This window comes from Acidobacteriota bacterium (assembly GCA_034211275.1).
In the GTDB taxonomy this organism is placed as follows: domain Bacteria; phylum Acidobacteriota; class Thermoanaerobaculia; order Multivoradales; family JAHZIX01; genus JAGQSE01.
The window spans coordinates 1-19,882 of sequence record JAXHTF010000126.1; the positions used below are offsets into that span (position 1 = coordinate 1).

Sequence of the window (19,882 nt, forward strand, 5' to 3'; positions counted from 1 at the left end):
TGCTTTTGCATCAAAACAAGATCAATCCAACGCCCGAATTTGAACCCGACTTGCGGCAAGGTTGCAACCTTTTGAAACCCAAGGCGGGTGAGCTGGACCAGGAAGCGGTGAACCAGCTGGAGCGGGAGGTCGCCGAGCTGGAGCAGCAATATCGCGCCTCCCGAGCCCGCCTGGCCCATCTGCGGGAGCGCTGGCGCACCGCCGGTGGGGCCCTGCAAGACGACGAGGACGGCGAAGATCCGGCAGCCGGGCCGAAGGAAGAGCCCGCCACCGAGGAGGAGCCCAACACCGGGGAGGAGCAGGCCGCCGGCGAGGCCACCCACGTCGCTGCTCACCGCACCGCCATCGAAGGGTCGAGGGAAGCCGGCGCGGAGGCCTTCGAGCTCACCCCGGAAACCCTCAATCCTGAGATTCTGCGCCGCCGCCGGGAGGCCCTCGGCACCCTGCGTGCGCTGATGCAGCGGCGCCAGCTGCTGGAGACGGAGGCCCGCCGGCTGCAGGATTCGTTGGAGACTCTGGAGCAAAGCCAGGCCGGCCTGCGCCGCCAGCTGAGCCGCTCCCAGGCCGCCGCCCCGCTATGGGCCCTGCCGCTGGTACTCCTGCTGCCGCTGCTCCTACCGTTCCTTGAACCGTCTCGGGGAGCCTGGCTCGCAGCCCTGGGCACCGCCCTCGGATGCACGCTGATCTTCGTCGGCTCCCGCCGGCGCCAGCGCCAGCTTTCGGAGGAGCGCCGCAGCGACCTGGAGGCGGAGCTGGAGCAGCTCGACCAGAACACCTTGCGCACCTCCCAGGAGCTCCTCGGCGTGCACTCGGATTTGCGCCCCCTCTCCGGGGAAATGGCCCGTTGCGCCAGCCGCGCCGGCTGGGAGGTCCCGGAGACGGAAGTCGATCTGGAGAGCCTGGCAGGGGAGCTGGAAGACCAAGCGGCGATTCTGGAAGTCCGCCGCGAAGTGGAGCTGCGGCTGGGTCAGGAGCGAGCCGGCGGCGAGGCTCTCGAGCAGCAGCTGGAAGACCGCCGGAGCGAGCTCGAAACCCTGCTGACGGCTGCCGGCGCCGGCAGCCCCAGCGACTACCGCCGGCGGGCAGAGCAGCGGCGGCGGCTGACGGACTTGCGGCGCCAACAGGAGGATCTGCGCCTGGGCCTCGACGCCCTCCTCGGCGAAGGTGGCGCCGGCCAGCGGCTGGAGGTTCAGCTGGAGGGCTCCGATCCCACCTCCCTCAAGGATGAAGAAGCGCAGCTCGAGGAGCGCCGCCGCGGGCTCCGGGAGCGGCTGGACGAAGCCCGCCAGGAGCTGGGTTCCCTGGGCACCGAGATCGAGCATCTGGGTCAGGAAGAACGCCTCGGCGAAGCGCTGCTGGAGCGCCAGGTACTGCGGCGCCAGATCGCTGGCGAGACCCGCCGCTGGGCGACCGCTGCCCTCGCCCGGGGATTGTTGGAGGAGGCTCGGGAGACCTACGAGGAACGCCGCCAGCCACGGGTGCTCCAGCGGGCGGCGGACCTACTGGCCACCATGACCGACGACCGCTATCGCCTGCTGCCCTGCGCCGAGACCGGCGGTGTTCAGCTGGAGGATCGGCGCCTCGGCCGCAAGGGGGAAGCGGCCTGGAGCAGCGCCCTGGCGGACCAGGTCTATCTCGCCCTACGCCTGGCGCTGGCGGAGGAGCTGGGACAACATCAGGAGCCGTTGCCGCTGATCCTGGACGACATCCTGGTGCGCTGTGACCCGCCGCGGCAACGGGCAACCGCTCGGGTCCTGGCCCAGCTCGCCGGCCACCGCCAAGTGCTCTTCTTCACCTGTCACCCCGACAGCCGGCGCGCCTTGGAGCAGGCGGCCCGGGACGCCCGGGCGGAGGTCGCCGTCTATCGCGTCGAGGACGGAGCCCTCAGTCCCGGGGGCGAAGACCGGAACTCCTCCAAGGCTCATTGACCCCGCTGGTCGAACCTGTTAGTTAGAGCATGCGTAAGTATCTGGGGCCCCTCAGCTTCAGCGCCACCGATCATGAGACTCCTCGCCATCAGCCCGCAAGACCGCCGCCGCGACCAGCTCGAGGAGAGCCTCGTCCAATCCGGCCTGGAGTACCGCTGGGCTCCCTCCTTCGAGCACGCCGAGGGCCTGCTGAGCCAGGACGGCGACGGATGGTTGGTACTCCCCACCGGTCCCGTCGACGATCAGATGCTGGAGGATCTGCGGCAGCTGCGCCGCCGCTACAGCGTGGGCCAATGCCAGATCCTGGTGGCCGCCGACGCCGGACGGTCGCAGATCGAGGCGCTCCTGGAAGCCGGCGCCGACGATTTTCTGCCTCTGCCTCTGAACGCTGATCAGCTCGCCCTGCGCGCCCGCATCGCCCGTCACCGGCTGCGCCGGGAAGCCCTCGCCGGTCCCACCGGTGCGGTGCGGGAGAATGATCAGGGGTTGCGGTTGGTGATGGAGAAGCTCCCGTCGCTGCTGCTGGCCACCGACCGCGAGATGCGCCTGATCTCGCTGCTGGGCGGCGGTGTCGAGGCTCTGCAGCTGGATGCGGAGTCCATGGACGGACAGAAACCCATCGCCGGCACGCTCTTCGACCTCTTCGAAACCGATGATCCGGACTACCCTCCCATCCGGGGTATTCGGCAGGCTCTGGGGGGCGAGTCGGTGCAGCTGGAGTTCGAGTGGCTGGATCAGACCTTCCACACCCACATCGAACCCATCCGCGACGCCCAGCGGGAGATCACCGGCGCCATGGCGGTGTCTTTGGACATCACCCAGCACCGGCGCACCGAGAAGGCCCTGAGCCTCAAGGACGCCTACTTCCAGCAGCTGTTCGAGAATTCTCCCCAGGCCATCATCATCCTCGACAATCAGGAACGCATCTGGACCGTCAACCGCGGCTTCGAGGAGCTCTTCGGCTACGACGCCGAAGATCTGCGCCAGAGCTCCCTAAACAATCTCATCGTGCCGCCGGGCCTCCAGGACGAGGGCCGGGACCTGATGGCGACGGTGCTCGAGGACCAGATCGTGCACACCGAGACCGTGCGCCGGCACCAGGACGGGCGACTGATCTTCGTCTCCCTCCTCGCCTACCCCATCCGCTTCGAGGGCAAGGTCATCGGCGTCTACGGCATCTACAACGACATCACCGAACGCAAGCGCTCGGAGGAGTTGCTGCGCTACGACGCCCTCCACGACTCCCTGACCGGGCTACCCAACCGCACCATGTTCAAGGATCGGGTGCAGCGCAGCCTGGAGCAGGCCCGGCGCCAACCCGGCTATCTCTTCGCCGTGCTCTTCCTCGACCTCGACCACTTCAAGGTGATCAACGACAGCCTCGGGCATGGCCTCGGCGACAAGCTGTTGATCTCCATCGCCGAGCGACTCAAGCGCACCCTGCGCCCCGGCGATACGGTCGCCCGGCTGGGAGGTGACGAATTCGTGGTGTTGCTGGGCGAGGTGCGCAGCCTGGAGGACGGCTTGGGGGTCGCCCGGCGCATTCAGGAAGAACTGTGCACGCCCTTCGACCTCAGCGGCCACGAGGTCTTCACCGGCGCCAGCATCGGCGTCGCCCTGGGCACCAGCTCCTACCGCCACCCGGAGGAGCTGATCCGCGACGCCGACATCGCGATGTATGAGGCCAAGGCCCTGGGCCGTGGCTGCCACGCCGTCTTCGACGCCGAGATGCACACCCAGGCCATGGAGCGGTTGCACCTGGAGACCGATCTCCGGCGGGCGGTGGAGCGCCAGGAATTCTGCGTCCACTACCAGCCCCTGGTCCGCCTCGACGACGGCCGAATCCACGCCTTCGAAGCCTTGGTGCGCTGGATGCACCCGGAGCGCGGCCTGCTGCCGCCGCGGGCCTTCCTTTCGCTGGCGGAGGAAACCGGCCTCACCGTCGCCCTCAGCCGTCAGGTGCTCCGCCAGGCCTGCGCCCAGCTGCGGGATTGGCAGGAGGAATTCCCCGAGCTGACGGTGAGCGTCAACCTCTCGGCCAAGCAATTCCTCCAGCCGGATCTGGGAACCCAGCTGGATCAGGTACTGGAGAAGGCGGATCTGGATCCCGCCAAGCTTCGCCTGGAGATCACCGAGGGAGTCATCCTGCACAACGCCCAGGCAGCGGTGGACAATCTCCAAGGCCTCAAGGAACGCCACATCCAGCTCTACCTAGACGACTTCGGCACCGGCTATTCGTCCCTCAGCTATCTACAGAATTTCCCCATCGACACCCTCAAGATCGACCGCTCTTTCGTCTCCGGCGGCGAGGACGGCGAGGGCAATCCGGAGATCGTCCGCACCATCGTGACCCTGGCGCACAATCTGGGCTTGGAGGTGGTGGCGGAGGGGGTCGAGACGGCGGAGCAGCTGGCGAGACTCCGAGAGCTGGGCTGCGAATGGGGTCAAGGCTACTTCTTCGCCCGCCCCCTGGACGCCGACCTCGCCTTGGAGCTCCTGCGCCGGAATCAGCGCTGGTAGGAACTAGTTCTTATCCTGGACTTCCCCGGTCATGGTGGAGACTTTGACCGGCAACACCGTCCTCTTGCTCACTCCCCCGTCCTTGTTCTTCGTCAGCACCTGCAGGTCCTGCAGCAGCCCGCCGATGGGCACCACCATCTTTCCTCCTACCTTGAGCTGCTCGATGAGCGGGTCGGGGATCCGTGGCGGAGCGGTGGTGAGGATGATGGCGTCGAATGGGGCTTCCTCGGGCCAACCCTTGTAGCCGTCCCCCTCGCGCACGATGACGTTGTCGTAGCCCAGAGAGGAGAGAGCCTTGCGGGCCTTGCGGGAGAGCATCTCGTTGATCTCGATGGTGTAGACCTCTTTCGCCACCCGCGAAAGCACCGCCGAGTGATAGCCCGAGCCGGTGCCGATTTCCAACACCTTCTCGTCGCCGTCCAGCTCCAGTAACTCGGTCATCAACGCCACCATGTAGGGCTGGTAGACGGTCTGCCCCCAACCGATGGGCACCGGCTGATCATCGTAGGCCTGGCCCCGGTAGTTGGGGTCGACGAACATGTGGCGCGGCACCTCGAGCATGGCATCGAGCACCTGCTTCTGGTCCACGCCCCGAGCGCGAATCTGCTTCTCCACCATGTTGGAGCGCAGCAGCGATTGGGGATCCCGGGGGTTCTGAGCCCAGGCCATGCGCGTGTTGCGAGCCGCCTCGCCGGAGCTCGGCGGTGGCGAGACGCGATCCGCGGCGGCCTCCGGCATAGCGCTACCGGCGGAGCTGGCGGGCTCCTGGGAAGTCGAAGGGGATACCGCCTGAGAGAGCCGGTGGACGCCCTCGGGGAAGAGCTGATAGGCCGCGACCAGGACCAGAGCGGCCAACCAGGGCAGCCACCGGAGGAGGCGAAAACCCTTGGCGGAGCGGTCGTTCTTCACGAGGAGCCTTCCTGCACCCGGCCGGTCATGGGTACGAAGCGCACCGGCGCCACCCTACGGCGCTCGAAACCGTCCTCGGTGCGGGTGAGCACCAGCAGCTCCTGATCGTAATCCCCCAAGGGCAGCACCATGCGCCCTCCCACCACCAGCTGCTCCAACAGCGGTTCCGGAACTCTCGGCGGAGCGGCGGTGAGCAGGATGGCATCGAAGGGCGCTTCCTCCGGCCAACCTTCGTAACCGTCCCCGATGCGCAGGTGAACATTCTCGTAGCCCTGCTGCTCCAGGACCGCAGCCGCCCGGCGGCCGAGGGGCTCGACGATCTCGATGCTGAAGACCTCGGACACCGTGCGCGACAACACCGCAGCGTGATATCCCGAGCCAGTGCCCACTTCCAGCACCCGTTCTTGTCCGGTGGGCTCCAGAAGCTGCACCATCAAAGCCACAACGTACGGTTGGGAGATGGTCTGTCCCTCGCCGATGGGCAGAGGGTGATCGCCGTAGGACTCATCCGCATAGGTCGGCGGCACGAAGTGGTGCCGCGGGACCTCGCTCATGGCCGCCAGCACGGTGGGATGGTCAATGCCGCGCCGGCGAAGCTGGGTGTCGATCATCTGCTGACGAGCGATACGAAAATCCTCCTCCGCCGAGTTTGCCGAATCCGCCCGCTGCTCCGAGGCCCTCGCCGCCTCTGTCGGGGCTCGCAACCCATCCGGGCCGCCGCCCTCGGAAGCCCACCAGCTCGCCGTGAAGGCGAGCAGGGGGACGGTTGCCAGCACCGCGATGAGCGGGCGTACGTTCAAGAACCCTCCCGCCGATAGACGATGCGGCCGTCCACCACCGTCATGGTGATCTCGACCTGCGGGATCTCTTCCTCCGGCACGGTCATGATATCGCGCTCGAAGACCACCAGATCCGCCCGTTTGCCGACGCTCAAGGAGCCCACCTCATCCTCCAAAAAGAGGGAATGAGCGGCATCGAGAGTGAATCCGGCGAGGGCCTGGGGCCGGGTCAGACTTTGATCCACATACCAGCCGTCGGAGGGCATGCCGTCGAGATCCTGGCGGGTCACCGCGGCATAGAGACCGAGACGGGGATCCGCCGACTCCACCGGAAAGTCGCTGCCCAGCGCCAACGGCACCCCCGCCGCCCGCATGCGCTGCCAGGCGTAGGCCCCGAGGATCCGCCGTGCACCCACCCGGGCCTCCGCCCAGGGCATGTCGGAGGTGGCGTGGGTCGGCTGCATGGAGGCGATGATCCCCAGATCCGCCATACGCTGGATATCCGCCAGGCGCATCACCTGAGCATGCTCCAAGCGGAAGCGAGCTGCGCGCTGGGGCTCGCCGCCGAAAGCCCTCTCCAGAGCGTCCAGAGCCACCAAGGCCCCCCGATCACCGATGGTGTGAATGCCCACCTGGAAGCCGGTGTCCAAAGCCCGCCGAGCGGTGGCCTCGACAGCGTCTCCGTTGGTGGTGAGCAATCCCAGATTTCCCGGATCGTCGGTGTAGGGCTCCACCAGCGCCGCGCCCCGGCTGCCCAGGGCGCCGTCGGCGTAGAGCTTGATGCCGCGGACCTGGAGCCGAGCCTGGGGGTCGATCTCCGGCCCGCGCTCGAACCACTGCCTCAGCAGACCGGCGTCGTCGGTGAGGAAAAGAGCCGCCCGCAGCGACAGCTCGTCCCTCTCCCGAAGGTTGCGGTAGGCCTGGTAGACCGGCGTGCCGATCCCCATGTCGGTGACGGTGGTGAGGCCGCGGGCCAGACAGTGCTCGGCGGCCCGCTGGAGACGCCGCTCCAGATCCGCCGCGCTGGGCTCCGGCAGCTGGTCCGCCACCGCCTTGATGGCGTTGTCGATGAGGACGCCGGTGGGCTGCCCCTCGGCGTCGCGCAGGAAACGGCCACCGCTAGGATCCTCGACCTCGGCGGTGATGCCCAGCGTCTCCATGGCCAGGGCGTTGACCAACACCGCATGGCCGTCCACCCGGGTCGCCCACACCGGATGCTCCGGCAGCGCGCCGCTCAGCGCATCATGGTGGGGAAATTGCTGCTCCGGCCAGCGATTCTGATCCCAGCCGCGGCCCTGCACCCAGGTTCCCGAAGGCAGCTCGCGGGCAGCGGCGGCCAGCCGATCGATCACTTCCTGATAGCTGTTCGCACCGCCCAGGTCGACGGTTTCCAGCGCCAGCCCCAGGCCCTCGAGATGGGAGTGAGCGTCGATCAGCCCCGGGGTCACCGTTCGCCCCCCCAACTCCACCACCTCGGTGGACGGCCCCCGCAGCCTCTCGGCGCCGGCATCGGAACCGAGGTAGACAATCCGCCCGTCCTTCACCGCCAGGCTGCCCTCTACCGGCTCGGCGGGCTCCACGGGATAAAAGACCCCCTGCCTGAAAATGAGGTCGGCGGCGTCCTCGGAAGTGGATGCTTCCTGCCCCGATGCCCCCAGAGTAGCCAAAGAGGCGACCAGAGAGGCGGTGACGATCAGGGCTGCCAAGAGCAGCTGGTGTAGGACGTTTCTCATCGGTGACGCTCCTCGAAAGAGGCTGGAACCAAGGGCTCCAACAGCTCTTCCACGACAGTGAGAGGTGCAAACTCCGGGCCACGCCCCTTCGGAACACCGATGAACCGGCACCCCAGAGAGGAGGGCGGATCCTTGGGCCGCGGCACGGATCGAACAATTTACTCCGGGGCAACAGGTCAGCAGATCATGGTGATCGCCGAGCTGCGCTCTCGCCAGTATCTGACTCTCACCACGGCCTGCTAGACTCGCGCCGGATTGACCGCACGATGATACCGAAGGACATGCAATCGCTGGATCGAATCCTCGACAACCTGGACCACGTCCTCCACGCCTCGCCGGCGGACTTCACCGAGGTGGTCTGGCTGGAGACCCGGCGCCGCTCCGCCAGCACCGCCGAGGGCTCCGTCCCGGACTTCCCCGAACCGCCTCAGCGCTGCGCGTTGGTGCGGGTGGTGGAGGGCAGCCGCGAGGGGCAGTACCGCTGCGGCCACTACCGCACCGATTCCGCCCACCCCAACGACCTCGACGATGCCGTCCGCCAGGCCCTGGCCCAGGCGCGCAGCACACCGCCGGAGGAAGACTTTCAGCCCCCCTCGAAGGACCCGCAGGCGTCCCTGGAGCTGAAGGATCTCTTCGACCCGCGGCTGGCAGAGCTGGAGCCGGCGGAAGGGCAGGAGAGGCTGCAGCAGCTGATTCAAGATTCCGAGGAGCTGACCTTTCACTGGGGCGAAGCGCACCTCGCCATCGCCCACAGCACCGGCCTGCGGCGCAAGCTCCGGCTCACTGCGGCGGAGCTCTCGGTGATTCACGGCGAAGGCCCCGGTGCCGGCATCGCCCGCTCCGCAGCACGCACCCTCGAAGCCCTGGACGCCCTGCAAGTGGTGGAACGCAGTCACCAGCGCAGCTCGACGCCGGCGGCCGTGCGCAGCCCCGAGAGCCCGGTGCTGCTGGCCCCGGAAGCCACGGCGTCCATCCTGGCGGTGCTGGTCCAGGAGCTCTTCCGGCACAGCTCCACCGCCGGAGTCTCGCCGACTGAAGAGCCTCCTTCCGGAGCCGCTCCCGGAGCACCCTCTGAGCCCTTCCGCTGGAGCCCCCGCCTGGAGATCTACGACGACGGCACCGAGACCACCGGACTGCCTGTGCCCTTCGATTTCACCGGCCGCCCCAAAGGCCGCGTCGACCTGATTCGGGACGGACGCTGGCAGACGCCGTCGGAAGAATCGGCCCTGGCCATCGGCGGTGGTGAACAGCAGGCGTCCAACCTCTTCATGGCGGCGGGAGACAGCTCACCCCAGGAACTGCTGGAAGCGGCGGGGGGTGGCCTGTGGATCAGCGATTTCGACGGTCTGGTGTGTCTGGATCCCCGGCGACTGCGTTTCGTCGCACGAGCCCGAGGCCTACGGGCGATCGCCGGCGGGCGCCTCGGTGCGGCGCTGCCGGACCAACCGTGGCAGCTCGACCTGGGCAGGGCTCTAGGGCAGCTGGTAGCGGTGGGCCGGGAGCGCATCTGCCTCGCCACCGGGGACGGCCTGCTCAGCAGCAGCTGCGCGCCGGCCCTCGTCTACCGCCCCTGAGCCGCCGGACCCGAGCTACCCGGACCCGAGCTACGCCTTCGGAGCCCCTCTTGCCGCAGCTTCCAGGCCACGGCGTACCAGCAGAAGAGTCTGATCGTCCCCCTGGGCAAGGCCCCGGGCGAAGCGGCGGCAGGCGGCATCCAGCCGCCCCGCCAGCTGCGGCAGAGGCTCGGCGGCGTGCCGCCGCAGGAGCTCGAGGAGCTGCTCCTCCCCCAACTCCACTCCCTGCAGGTTGGTGCACTCGGTGATGCCGTCGCTGTACAGGCAGAGCAAGTCCCCGGGGTGCAGGGTGACGGTGTCCACTCGATAGGTCGCTTCCGGCAGCAGTCCCACGGGAGGTCCGCTGGCTTCCAGATACCGCAGGCTACCGTCGACACTCAACAGCAGCGCCGGGTTGTGGCCGGCGTTGAGGTAGCGGGCGCGACCGGTGGCGAGATCGAGCTCCACCAACAACAGGGTGATGAATTTATTCGGCAGGCTGGAGTCCAGCACGTGACGATTGAGGCGGTGGAGCAAGTGGGTTCCTACCACCTCGTCGACCAGCAGATCCTCCTGATCGAGCAGTCCTTCCGGACCGAGCAGCAGATCCAGCGCCGAGTGCAGATTGGAGACCAGCAGCGCCGCCGGCATGCCCTTGCCGGATACATCCGCCACCACCGTCAGCAACCGCCCCCCGGGGCGCTCCATGACCCCGTAGTAATCGCCACCGACCTGCCGCGCTGGCCGATTCCACCCATGCAGCTCCCAGCCGGCAACCCGCGGCATGCTCTCCGGCAGCAGCTGGCGCTGAATCTGCGCCGCCAGCTCCATCTCCCGCTCCAGCCGCTCCTTCTCCAGCGCCTGGCGATGCAGGTGAGCGTTCTCCAGAGCGATCCCCGCCTGGTGGGCGAAGAGGCTCAAGGTACGGCGATCCGGCGCGGTGAACGGGCCGACGCCGAAGCGGCTTTCCTTATCCGCCACCACCAACAGCCCGCGAGGAGAGCCCGCCGCCTCCACCGTCACCGCGAGCACGTGCTCAGCCCCCGGCAAGAGATCCCGAAGCAAGGCCTCATCCCCCTCCAGCAGGCCCTGGGGGCCCTCGTCCCCGATCTCCAACAGCTCCGGCGCCGAGCCTCCCACCATCCGCCGGCGCCGGTAGACACCCCCGTCGTGCTCGTAGAGAACCCCTCGGCGAGCGTCCAGCAAGGACACCGCCCGCAGCAGGATCTCCTCCGTCAGCTGCGGCAGATCGAGGGTCGAGACCACCGCCAGTCCGACGTCGTAGAGGGCTTCCAGCTCGACTCCCCGATATTGATTCTGGAAGGTCTGGAGCCTCAGGCGCTCCGACAGCTCGCAAGCCCGCACCGCCGCCAGGAGGAGCAGATCCTCGACGTTGCCCGAGGATTCCAGCGGCTCCGACCAGGGGGTGTCTTCCTCGACGGGGCCGGCTTCGTCTCGGCACAGGAGCCAGCCGCCACCGAGAGCCAGACGGCGGCAGCCGGGCAGAGAGGGCTCCACCTCTCCGGCTGTGCTGGCCGGTAGAAGCTCCGGGAAACCCTCAACGAGCTCCGCCGCGGTCCCGTGGCAGGAAATGCGACGCAGCCCCTGGTCGCCGTCTTCAAGATAGACCGCTGCGGCGGAAAAGGCTTCGCTACGCCGGCGCAACCAGCACTCCAGGGCACGCTCCAGGAGCTCTACATCGGAGGAACCCAGCGCCGCCTTGGGGTCCACAGAGGCATCCCCCGGCGCATCGCGATGGCCGACGCCGCCTGGGAATGCGGATCCTCGGGATAAAGGCTGTGGCACTGGCAGGCCCTGCCTCGGTCAGGCGCTCAGGCGAGCTTTTCGAGGGCCGAGGCTTCGTCCGGGTAGATCCCCGAATATTGCGCCAGGCCCATGATGTAGAAGGTCTTTTCGATGGTGGGAGTGAGGCAGCAGAAAGCCAGGTGGCCATCGATCTTGATCATCCTCTCGATGATCTCGATGAGGATGGAGATGCCGATGGAGTTGACGATCTTGGTGCCGGCGAGGTTGAGCAGCAGGGTCTCGTAGCCCTGCTCGATGAGCTCATCGGCCACTCGGGCAATCTCTTCGCCGCCCTGATTGTTGATGTAGCCCTCGGTGTAGATCACGGCCACCGGGTCGCGCTTCTCCACCGTCAGCTTCAGACTCTCCGTCATCGCAACCGCCTCTCCATTCACGGCTCTCGTCTATTCAGCGATTCAGCGGGACTTGTACATGACGACCGTTGTACCACCGGCGCCGGATTGGATCTCTACCTCGTCCATCAACCCTCGGATGATCGTCAGACCCCAGCCCCGCTTGCGCTCCGACTTCAGCTTGCGTTCCAACGAAGGCTTTTCCACCTCTTCCGGAACGAAGCCGACCCCGTCGTCGTGCACCTTGATGCACAAGCGTTCGGTTTCGGCGAAGTCGAGGATAGCAATCTCGACCACCACTTCGCGATCAGCAGCGTTGCTGTGCTCGATAGCGTTGATGCAAGCCTCGACCACCGCCATCCGGACTTCGTCAATTCTATCCGGACTCATCTCCATCGCCCCGGCCATCGCGGCCGCGGCTTCGCCGGCCTCGATCTCCATATCGGGCTGCATGGGGAGACGCAGGGTCGTCTCCCGGAGAGGGGAGTCTTGCACCATGTCGAAATCGGCCCGCAGGGCTCAGAACGTCAGGTAGAGCTGAAGAAAGAAGATGACAATTGGATTCACCAGATCCTGAACCAGGAACCAGCCAAAGGTCGTCAGACTCGCAGCTGAGGCCAGGAACCCCACGGGAATTCTGGCCATGGTAACGGATTTATGCAGGGACTGTAGCATGCGCGGCCTCCTTCATCGCTACCCTCTTCTTAGAGCAAGGTTGTTGCCAGCTTTCCAAAGCTCCGGCAACCACCCCCCAAGTCCCTGATTTCAAGAGATTTACGCGCACACACGCCGGCCATTGAAGCAACCTCAAAAGTGAGGCATTTTGCCTCACTCGGGAACTACAGACTGCCTCGATTCGAGCGACTGGCCCGATATCCCGAGATCAAAGCACCGCAATTCGGGACCGGAAAGGCGGGCAGGAGAGCGAGCGAGACAAAATGGCCCATGCGGGACAAAATGTCTCGGTCATGGAGGGGGCCTATTGGCGAAACGGCTCGGTAAGAAGCCCTAGAAGCCCAGGGAGCCCTAGAAACCCTTGCGCACCAGCGTCCGCCGGTCGATGCCGAGAATGCGGGCGGCGGCGGTCTTGTTGCCCTGGGTCATGCGCAGAACCCGGGAAATGTGACGGAGCTCCAGGCCCTCCAAGGTCAGGGGCTCCTGCTCCTCCTCGGCGCCGGAGGAAAGCAGGGATTGCACTAGCTCGACATCGATCTCGCCTTCGGTGAGGGAGACCGCCCCCTCGACGATATTCTGCAGCTCGCGCACGTTGCCCGGATATTCGTAGGCCAGCAGCTGCGCCGTCGCCTCGGTGCGGAAGGAGGGCACGGCGATCTCCTCGCGGCGGCAGAATTCTTCGGCGAAGTAGCGGATCAGATGCGGGATGTCCTGGCGCCGCTGGCGTAGCGGCGGCAGCTCCACCTCGACGCCCTTGAGGCGGTAGTAGAGGTCCTCGCGAAAGGTCTTTCCCTCGATCAGCGCTTCCAGATCCCGATGGGTCGCCGCCACCACTCGCACGTCCACCGGCAACGCCCGGCGTCCGCCCACCCGCACCACCTCCCTCTCCTGCAAGCTGCGCAGGAGCTTGGCCTGGAGGGCCGGCTGCATGTCGCCGATCTCGTCGAGGAAGAGAGTGCCGCCGTCGGCGAGCTCGAATTTGCCCGCTCGGCGGGTGACGCCGGTCGCCACGCCCTCCTCGATACCGAAGAGCTCGCTCTCCAGCAGACCCTCGGGAATGGCGGCGCAATTGAGGGTGACCAATGCCCCGGGGCGCTCCGAGAGGACGTGCAGCAGCTTGGCGACGAGCTCCTTGCCGGTGCCGCTCTCCCCTCGCACCAGGACGTTGACTCCCCGCGGAGCCACTCGCTCCACCAGCGTCAGGATACGCCGCATCTCCGGCGAATGGGCAACGATGCGCTGCCCCGCCAGCTGTTCGCTGAGGCTGCCGCGGAGGGATTTATTCTCCTCCTCCAGCCGCTCCCGCTGATCCTCCAGCGCCGCCACCTGACGGGCGCTGTCCAGGGCCACTGCGGCGAGGGACGCCACCGAGCGCAAGAAGCGGCGATCCTCCTCGCTGAACGAAGGCTCCCGATCTCCCCGGCCCTCCTTGTCGAGCACCGCCAGGTAGCCGAAAGGCTCGCCGCGATGGCTCAGAGGCACCGCCAGGAGCTCTCGGAAGGCCCGTCCGACGAGCTCTCCATCGCCCTCGGCCCGCAGGCCTTCGCGCTCCTGCAGACGGCCGTAGAGGGGGGCCAGCAGCAGCGCCGAGCCATCCGGCGGAGCCGATCGCCAACCCACCGACGCCACCGCCTGAGGGCCACCGTAGGCGTCCTGGGTCACCGCCACCGCCGCCGCCGGGTCGAGCACCGAGCACACTCGCTGAAGGAGCTCGTCCACCAGCTCCTGCTCCCCGCGCTGAGCGCGCAGGGCGAGGGCCAGCTCGTGCAGGGCTTCGAGCTCTAGGATGCGCCGAGCTTCGGCGAGATTAGGTCCGGCGACGGTCATCGCCGTTTCATTCTACTGCTGGACCTATTACCCAGCTTTGCGCTTGCTCTTTTTGGAGCTGGGGAGCACCTGCTGCAGGTAGCGCCCCGTGTAACTCCCCTCCACCTGGGCGACCTCTTCGGGAGTCCCCTGGGCCACCACCTGACCGCCGGCACCGCCGCCTTCCGGCCCGAGGTCGAGAAGGTGGTCGGCGGCGCGGATGACGTCCAGATTGTGCTCGATGATGAGCACCGTATTGCCCACGTCCACCAGCTGCTGGAGCAGCTTCAAGAGCTTGCCCACGTCGTCGAAATGGAGGCCGGTGGTAGGCTCGTCGAGGAGGTAGAGAGTCTGACCGGTGGAGCGCTTGCACAGCTCCCGGGCGAGCTTCACCCGCTGGGCTTCGCCGCCGGAGAGGGTCGTGGCGCTCTGGCCCAAGGTGATGTAGCCCAGGCCCACCTCGTTGAGGGTGGAGAGGATGCGCTGCACCGGCGGGATGTGGTCGAAGACCTCCAGCGCCTGCTCCACCGTCAGATCGAGGATCTCGGCGATGTTGTGGCCCTTGTAGCGCACCGCCAGGGTCTCCCGGTCGTAGCGTCGGCCGCCACAAACCTCGCAGGTGACGTAAATGTCCGGCAGAAAGTGCATCTCGATCTTGATCTGCCCGTCGCCGGCGCAGGCCTCGCACCGACCGCCCTTGACGTTGAAGCTGAAACGCCCGGGCTTGTAGCCCCGCATGCGCGCCTCCGGCGTCTTGGCCATCAGCTTGCGGATGTGGTCGAAGACCTTCGTGTAGGTCGCCGGATTGGAGCGCGGCGTTCGGCCGATGGGGCTCTGGTCGATGGCGATGACCTTGTCCAGCTGGTCCAGGCCGCGGATGCGGTCATGCTCTCCCGGGCGGTCGCTGGCGCGGTGGAAATGGCGCGCCAAGGCCTTGTAGAGAATCTCGTTGATCAGAGTGCTCTTGCCCGACCCGGAGACCCCGGTGACCACCGTCAGCACTCCCAGAGGAATCTTCACCTCCAGATCCTTGAGATTGTTCTGCCGCGCTCCGACGATCACCAGTGGCTTGCCCTTGGGCTTGCGCCGCTCCTCCGGCATGGGCACCACCAGCTCCCCTCGCAGGTAGCGGCCGGTGAGGGACTCCTGGTGCTTCTCCACCGCCGCTGGCGGCCCCGCCGCCACTACCCGGCCACCGTGGACACCGGCCCCGGGACCCAAATCCACCACCCAATCGGCGGCGCGGATGGTCTCCTCATCGTGCTCCACCACCAGCACCGAATTGCCCAGGTCCCGCATTCCCTGCAGGGTGGCGATGAGCCGAGCATTGTCCCGCTGGTGCAGACCGATGGAGGGCTCGTCGAGAACGTAGAGCACACCCATGAGCTTGCTGCCGATCTGGGTCGCCAGGCGAATCCGCTGGCTTTCGCCGCCGCTCAAGGTACCGGAGGAGCGCTCCAGGGTCAGGTAGCCGACCCCGACGTCGTCCAGGAACGTCAGGCGGTCGACGATTTCCTGCATCACCTTGCCGGCGATGGTGCGTTCGCGCTCGCTGAGCTCTAGATTCTCCGCCCAGCCCCGCAGCTCGGAGACCGGCAGCTCCTGGAGCTGGTCGATAGGCACCCCAGTGACGGTCACCGCCAGCGCCTCCGGCCGCAGCCGCTTGCCGGCGCAATCGGGGCAGTCGTGCATCGACATGTACTTCTCGATGCCGCTGCGCACGGCCGCTGAATCGGTCTCCCGATGGCGCCGCTCGAGGGTCGGAATCACCCCTTCGTAAGAGCCCTGCCATTGATAGCTGGACTTCTTGCCGCTGAACTCGAAGGTCATCTCCAGGTCGCCGGTGCCGTAGAGAATCGCTTTCTTGGCCTTCGCCGGCAGCTTCTTCCACGGCTGGTCGAGGGAAAAGCCCAGCTCATCGGCGAGGGTTCGGATCATCCGCACCCGCCAGGAATTGGACTTCGCCGGCCACGGCGCGATGGCTCCGCCGTCGATGGACAGGGAGGGATCCGGAACCACCTGGTCCTCGTCCACGCCCATCAGAGTGCCCAGGCCCGAGCAGGTGGGGCACGCGCCGTAGGGACTGTTGAAGGAGAAGAGCCGCGGCGTCACCTCCGCCAGGCCGCCGCCGCAGTTGGAGCAGGAGTAATTCTGCGACAGGGTCTCCTCGTCCATCCCCTCCGGCGCCAGGACCACCAGCCCATCACCGACCTTGAGGGCGGTCTCCAGAGAGTCCGCGAGGCGCTTCTCCAGCCCCTCCTTGACCACCAGCCGATCCACCACGATGTCGATATTGTGCTTCTTCTTCTTGTCCAGCGCCGGCGGCTCGCCCCCCAGCTCCACCACCTCGCCGTCGATGCGCGCCCGGATGAAGCCCTCCCGCGCCATCTGCTCCAGCTGCTTCTTATACTCCCCCTTCTTGCCGCGGACGAAGGGCGCATAGAGCACCAGCCGGGTCTTCTCCGGCAGCTCCATGACCCGATCCACCATCTGCTGCACGGTCTGGGGCCGAATGGTCTCGCCGCAGTCCGGGCAGTGGGGCACGCCCACGGAGGCGTAGAGCAGCCGCAGGTAGTCGTGGATCTCGGTGATGGTGCCCACCGTCGAGCGGGGGTTCTTGGACACCGACTTCTGCTCGATGGAGATGGCCGGCGACAGCCCTTCGATGGCGTCGACATCGGGCTTCTCCATTTGCTGGAGGAATTGCCGGGCATAGGCCGACAACGACTCCACATACCGCCGCTGTCCCTCGGCAAAGAGGGTGTCGAAAGCCAGCGACGACTTCCCAGACCCCGAAACCCCGGTGATCACCACCAGCTGGTTGCGGGGAATCTCGATCTCGATGTTGCGCAGATTGTGCTCGCGGGCGCCGCGAACGATGATGGATTCCATAGCAGCGGGAGACTTTACCAGACGGCGGGACGAATCCGGCTCGTTGTCACCAGATTGCAGAGGAAGAACGCTAGATCTTCTCGAGACGCCCCTCTCCGAACTGGTAGAAGTCCGGATTCCGGTCTGCCACCATGGAGACGAGGTGGTTCACAGCCTGGGACAGCTGGATCTCTTGGTCCGGCTTGCCGGCCTCAAAAAACCGGACGGACGAACCGTCGGGATCCGCACCCACCAAGCCGATGTAGAGACCTTCGAACTGCTCGTCCCGACCCGCAGGGTCCACCCGACCGGTGAAGATGCGAAATCGGTCGTGGGCGTTGAGGAAGGTGGAGCGGCGCCGATCCGTTCCGTCGGTTTCAGCGGCGGCATCAAACATGAAGAAGCCGCCAAGAACCGCGTACGGAAAACGGCGATGCAGGGTCACGGCCTCGAAGAGCATGTCCCCGCGGCGGTTCGTGAGGTTCTTCTGGAAATGGCCCGAACGGCGATCCCTAAAATTGATCGTCTTGATGGAAAAAGCCAGAAGAAGACCCGATTCCTCGGTAGCCCAGGTGACATCCACCTTCTTCGCCCCGACACCGCCGGCGATCCTGCGTTCGGAGCCCTCACTGCCACCTTCATCCCTTGGACTTGGCCGGACCCCCTCCAATCCTCTGGCTTCGAGCACAGAGGAGAAGCCGAAGGCGAGCTCCCGGGACATCTGCTCCGAGTACCCCTTCTTGGCGGAAGACTTGGCATCATCGCCAGGTTTCACAGGAAGGCGACATAGATAAGCCTCCAGCTCGCCATTGCTTGGTTTCTCAGCGCTCACGATAGATGGTCGAAATTTCGCGCTAAGCCCCGCGCCCGCGGGTGACTCGCCGTTGAAAAAGACGCTGGCGAGCCTCAGAGAGACGCTGAATTGCGCCGTTACTCAGCCCCAGCTGATCGTGTAGAAGCAACTGATCCACCAGCTTGACAGCCGCGTCGAGATCCCCTGCCTCCAGGCATTGAGCCACCGACGGCTTGAGATCCCGAAGCTCGGATGCAAGGGCTTCCAAGCATTCCGGAGCTGGAACCGGCAGCTTATCCGCCTCTTTCGGCTCCAGCTTGAGCATGCCGCCGCCGTAGGAACGCCCTACCAGCTCAGCCCCCAACAAAGTCAAACTGTTGAGGCTGGCGACCGGCAACACGCTAGATCCGAGCTTGCGCAATCCGTTCCGGAGGTACACTCCGTGCACCGAATTGAGGAACAGGCACCGGGCGCTGTTGCTCACCAGGCGGGGGGTGTCGTGGTTCATATAGGTGAGCAGCAGATCCGGTACAGAAACCTTGGGCACTACCCACCAAGGCTTGCGAACCCGGCATTTGTAGGCAGTATGCACAGCCTGGCGCTCGCCATCCTGGATGTGCGTCTGCGCTGCCTCAGAAGGTGCTGTCGGGTCCGGGTCAAAGAGATAGCAACTCTTCCCAGCCTCTAGCAGCCGATCCCAATCGCTCGTCGAAAAGCTCAAACCCCGCAGGTGCTTCGAACCTGGGGGTGAGATGGCTCGAAGCTCACTTTCCTCCAATCTTAAACTCTCCACCTTGGCTCGGCCGAGGGTGAAGAACTTGTTATTGCCCGTCACCATCCCGAGGGTGGTCTCGCCCCATTGCAACAGCTCGTTAAAGGCCGTGCCCTCCAGGCTTTGCGCGTACAGGTCCGCCGCGGCCGTCGGCAGCAAGCCGGCAACCCACTTCGCCCCGCTGTTCTTGGGAGACCAAGTCCGGTGGTTCAGGGACTCTAAGCCATCGAGATTCTGCGCCTGATATAAGCTGCAGACATCGGTAGGTCCTTGCCCCTCGGCCAACACCAGGACGACCTCTTCCAAGACGCCCGGAAAAACCCGTTCCTCGAAAACAACCAGTCGGACCTCGGCGAAACGCTGCATCAGGAATCGTCGTACCGGCGCGGCGTAGTTCACCGAGAGCAGCTCTCCCGGGAGCACCAAGGCCATACGGCCAGCCGGCTTGAGGCACGAAGCGGCGTGCACGACGAAAGCCGCCCAGGAGCTGGCCAGGCCAGGCAACCGGACTCCGTGCGCCAACGAGACCTCCAGAGCCTTCCGCCGGGCCTCTCCCGAGAACTTCTGATATCGAACGTAGGGAGGATTCCCGATGACCGCGTCGAAGCGGGCACTTGGATGGAAATCGAAGAAATCACCAACCAGGAGTTCGGCATCAGCCCCCAGCCTTTGGAGCTCTTGCTTCGCAAGCTCGATGGACTCCGTGTGGATGTCGAGGCCGATCAGTTGGCTTTCATTGTTGAGCTGGGCCCCGAGCTCCTGCAACCGGTTCACCGCAGACTGTAGAAAGACTGCCTCGCCACAGGAAGGCTCGAGAACCCGATCCCCAGCTTCTCGGATCGCCCAGCTCACCATGTAATCAGCCATGGGACGGGGCGTGAAGAACGCACCACGGTCCTTTGGATGCTCCGGCGCAAGCTCCGGGAGGAGAGTCAGCTGAAGGCTCATGGAGTCCGTCCTTCCAAGATCCGCCGACCCATTTCTTCGTGGCTGATGGTCCTTCCGGCCCGGGAATCAGCAAGCCCCCGCTCCACCATGCGAGTGAAGGCCAGCTCCCGCAGGATCTCCTCGTAGGAGCTGTCCTCGGGGAGCTCTTGAAGGGCTTGGAGGAGCAGGTCTTTGGGGGTTGCGGTGGCAGTCATGGTGAATTCCTCTGAAGCTTGGTCGACCGCAAGAGCATATCAATCTACTCACTGCGCCCTGACCCCAAACAACGGTGGGCTGGCGCCCACCCTACTAGGCTCTTCGATGAGGAGCTGGTGTCGGGTGAGCGCCAGCCCACCGGTTGGAGCGGTTGGAGCTTCCGGAGCTCAGTAGTCCAGATAGCCCTCGCGGGTGCGGACCTCGGCGCCGGGGATGTCGACCTTGACGCGCACGGGGCGCC

15 protein-coding genes and 1 pseudogene are annotated in these 19,882 nt (G+C 66.0%); 3 read left to right on the top strand and 13 right to left on the bottom strand.

Annotated features, from left to right (window positions below; translation table 11 throughout):
* A pseudogene (locus SX243_17445) lies at positions 1 to 83 on the bottom strand (GNAT family N-acetyltransferase).
* Between SX243_17445 and SX243_17450 the strand changes: the two are divergent.
* Together SX243_17450 and SX243_17455 are read left to right on the top strand one after the other, a co-directional pair.
* On the top strand, positions 72 to 1,928 hold the full coding sequence (locus SX243_17450; protein MDY7094760.1) for a hypothetical protein: 1,857 nt from the start codon (positions 72 to 74) through the stop codon (positions 1,926 to 1,928). The pseudogene SX243_17445 and the gene SX243_17450 sit on opposite strands and share 12 nt — an antisense overlap.
* Before the next feature lie 72 nt (positions 1,929 to 2,000).
* Complete coding sequence (locus tag SX243_17455; GenBank protein ID MDY7094761.1) at positions 2,001 to 4,448, top strand: EAL domain-containing protein; 2,448 nt, start codon at positions 2,001 to 2,003, stop codon at positions 4,446 to 4,448.
* Between the two features lie 3 nt (positions 4,449 to 4,451).
* On the opposite strand, the gene SX243_17460 is transcribed toward SX243_17455, so the two are convergent.
* From SX243_17460 to SX243_17470, 3 genes are read right to left on the bottom strand one after another with little or no spacing between them, the layout of a single operon-like run.
* Positions 4,452 to 5,357, bottom strand: a complete 906-nt coding sequence (locus SX243_17460) for a protein-L-isoaspartate(D-aspartate) O-methyltransferase (GenBank protein MDY7094762.1) — start codon at positions 5,355 to 5,357, stop codon at positions 4,452 to 4,454.
* The gene (locus tag SX243_17465; protein ID MDY7094763.1) at positions 5,354 to 6,157 is read right to left on the bottom strand and encodes a protein-L-isoaspartate(D-aspartate) O-methyltransferase; all 804 of its coding nucleotides are present in this window, start codon (positions 6,155 to 6,157) and stop codon (positions 5,354 to 5,356) included. The genes SX243_17460 and SX243_17465 overlap by 4 nt, the downstream gene beginning before the upstream one ends.
* Positions 6,154 to 7,869, bottom strand: coding sequence for an amidohydrolase family protein (locus SX243_17470; protein ID MDY7094764.1), 1,716 nt, complete (start codon positions 7,867 to 7,869; stop codon positions 6,154 to 6,156). Before SX243_17470 ends, SX243_17465 begins: the two co-directional genes overlap by 4 nt.
* A 281-nt stretch (positions 7,870 to 8,150) precedes the next feature.
* On the opposite strand from SX243_17470, the gene SX243_17475 reads away from it, so the two are divergent.
* On the top strand, positions 8,151 to 9,443 hold the full coding sequence (locus tag SX243_17475) for a metallopeptidase TldD-related protein (protein MDY7094765.1): 1,293 nt from the start codon (positions 8,151 to 8,153) through the stop codon (positions 9,441 to 9,443).
* A 30-nt stretch (positions 9,444 to 9,473) separates the two neighbouring features.
* On the opposite strand, the gene SX243_17480 is transcribed toward SX243_17475, so the two are convergent.
* The 9 genes from SX243_17480 to SX243_17520 form a co-directional block, all read right to left on the bottom strand.
* Positions 9,474 to 11,153: a SpoIIE family protein phosphatase gene (locus tag SX243_17480; GenBank protein ID MDY7094766.1), complete on the bottom strand. Its 1,680-nt coding sequence runs from the start codon at positions 11,151 to 11,153 to the stop codon at positions 9,474 to 9,476.
* 101 nt (positions 11,154 to 11,254) lie between these two features.
* A complete protein-coding gene (locus SX243_17485) occupies positions 11,255 to 11,602 on the bottom strand; it encodes an STAS domain-containing protein (protein ID MDY7094767.1) in 348 nt (115 codons plus the stop codon).
* A 42-nt stretch (positions 11,603 to 11,644) separates the two neighbouring features.
* Positions 11,645 to 12,022, bottom strand: coding sequence for an ATP-binding protein (locus SX243_17490; protein ID MDY7094768.1), 378 nt, complete (start codon positions 12,020 to 12,022; stop codon positions 11,645 to 11,647).
* Positions 12,023 to 12,100: 78 nt separating this feature from the next.
* Positions 12,101 to 12,256, bottom strand: a complete 156-nt coding sequence (locus SX243_17495; GenBank protein ID MDY7094769.1) for a hypothetical protein — start codon at positions 12,254 to 12,256, stop codon at positions 12,101 to 12,103.
* Between the two features lie 351 nt (positions 12,257 to 12,607).
* On the bottom strand, positions 12,608 to 14,083 hold the full coding sequence (locus SX243_17500; protein ID MDY7094770.1) for a sigma 54-interacting transcriptional regulator: 1,476 nt from the start codon (positions 14,081 to 14,083) through the stop codon (positions 12,608 to 12,610).
* A 27-nt stretch (positions 14,084 to 14,110) separates the two neighbouring features.
* The gene (gene uvrA / locus SX243_17505; GenBank protein MDY7094771.1) at positions 14,111 to 16,954 is read right to left on the bottom strand and encodes an excinuclease ABC subunit UvrA; all 2,844 of its coding nucleotides are present in this window, start codon (positions 16,952 to 16,954) and stop codon (positions 14,111 to 14,113) included.
* 70 nt (positions 16,955 to 17,024) lie between these two features.
* Entirely contained in the window at positions 17,025 to 17,654 is a 630-nt protein-coding gene (locus tag SX243_17510; GenBank protein MDY7094772.1) for a hypothetical protein, read from the bottom strand.
* 133 nt (positions 17,655 to 17,787) lie between these two features.
* On the bottom strand, positions 17,788 to 19,446 hold the full coding sequence (locus tag SX243_17515) for an N-6 DNA methylase (GenBank protein ID MDY7094773.1): 1,659 nt from the start codon (positions 19,444 to 19,446) through the stop codon (positions 17,788 to 17,790).
* Positions 19,443 to 19,640, bottom strand: a complete 198-nt coding sequence (locus SX243_17520) for a hypothetical protein (GenBank protein ID MDY7094774.1) — start codon at positions 19,638 to 19,640, stop codon at positions 19,443 to 19,445. The genes SX243_17515 and SX243_17520 overlap by 4 nt, the downstream gene beginning before the upstream one ends.
* Between the last annotated feature and the right edge of the window lie 242 nt (positions 19,641 to 19,882).

Coding starts and splice junctions, on each gene's coding strand:
- SX243_17485 (MDY7094767.1), bottom strand. CDS start 11,602: ATGACGGAGAGTCTGAAGCTGACGGTGGAGAAGCGCGACCCGGTGGCC.
- SX243_17470 (MDY7094764.1), bottom strand. CDS start 7,869: ATGAGAAACGTCCTACACCAGCTGCTCTTGGCAGCCCTGATCGTCACC.
- SX243_17520 (MDY7094774.1), bottom strand. CDS start 19,640: ATGACTGCCACCGCAACCCCCAAAGACCTGCTCCTCCAAGCCCTTCAA.
- SX243_17475 (MDY7094765.1), top strand. CDS start 8,151: ATGCAATCGCTGGATCGAATCCTCGACAACCTGGACCACGTCCTCCAC.
- uvrA (MDY7094771.1), bottom strand. CDS start 16,954: ATGGAATCCATCATCGTTCGCGGCGCCCGCGAGCACAATCTGCGCAAC.
- SX243_17500 (MDY7094770.1), bottom strand. CDS start 14,083: ATGACCGTCGCCGGACCTAATCTCGCCGAAGCTCGGCGCATCCTAGAG.
- SX243_17495 (MDY7094769.1), bottom strand. CDS start 12,256: ATGCTACAGTCCCTGCATAAATCCGTTACCATGGCCAGAATTCCCGTG.
- SX243_17455 (MDY7094761.1), top strand. CDS start 2,001: ATGAGACTCCTCGCCATCAGCCCGCAAGACCGCCGCCGCGACCAGCTC.
- SX243_17510 (MDY7094772.1), bottom strand. CDS start 17,654: ATGTCCCGGGAGCTCGCCTTCGGCTTCTCCTCTGTGCTCGAAGCCAGA.
- SX243_17515 (MDY7094773.1), bottom strand. CDS start 19,446: ATGAGCCTTCAGCTGACTCTCCTCCCGGAGCTTGCGCCGGAGCATCCA.
- SX243_17490 (MDY7094768.1), bottom strand. CDS start 12,022: ATGGAGATCGAGGCCGGCGAAGCCGCGGCCGCGATGGCCGGGGCGATG.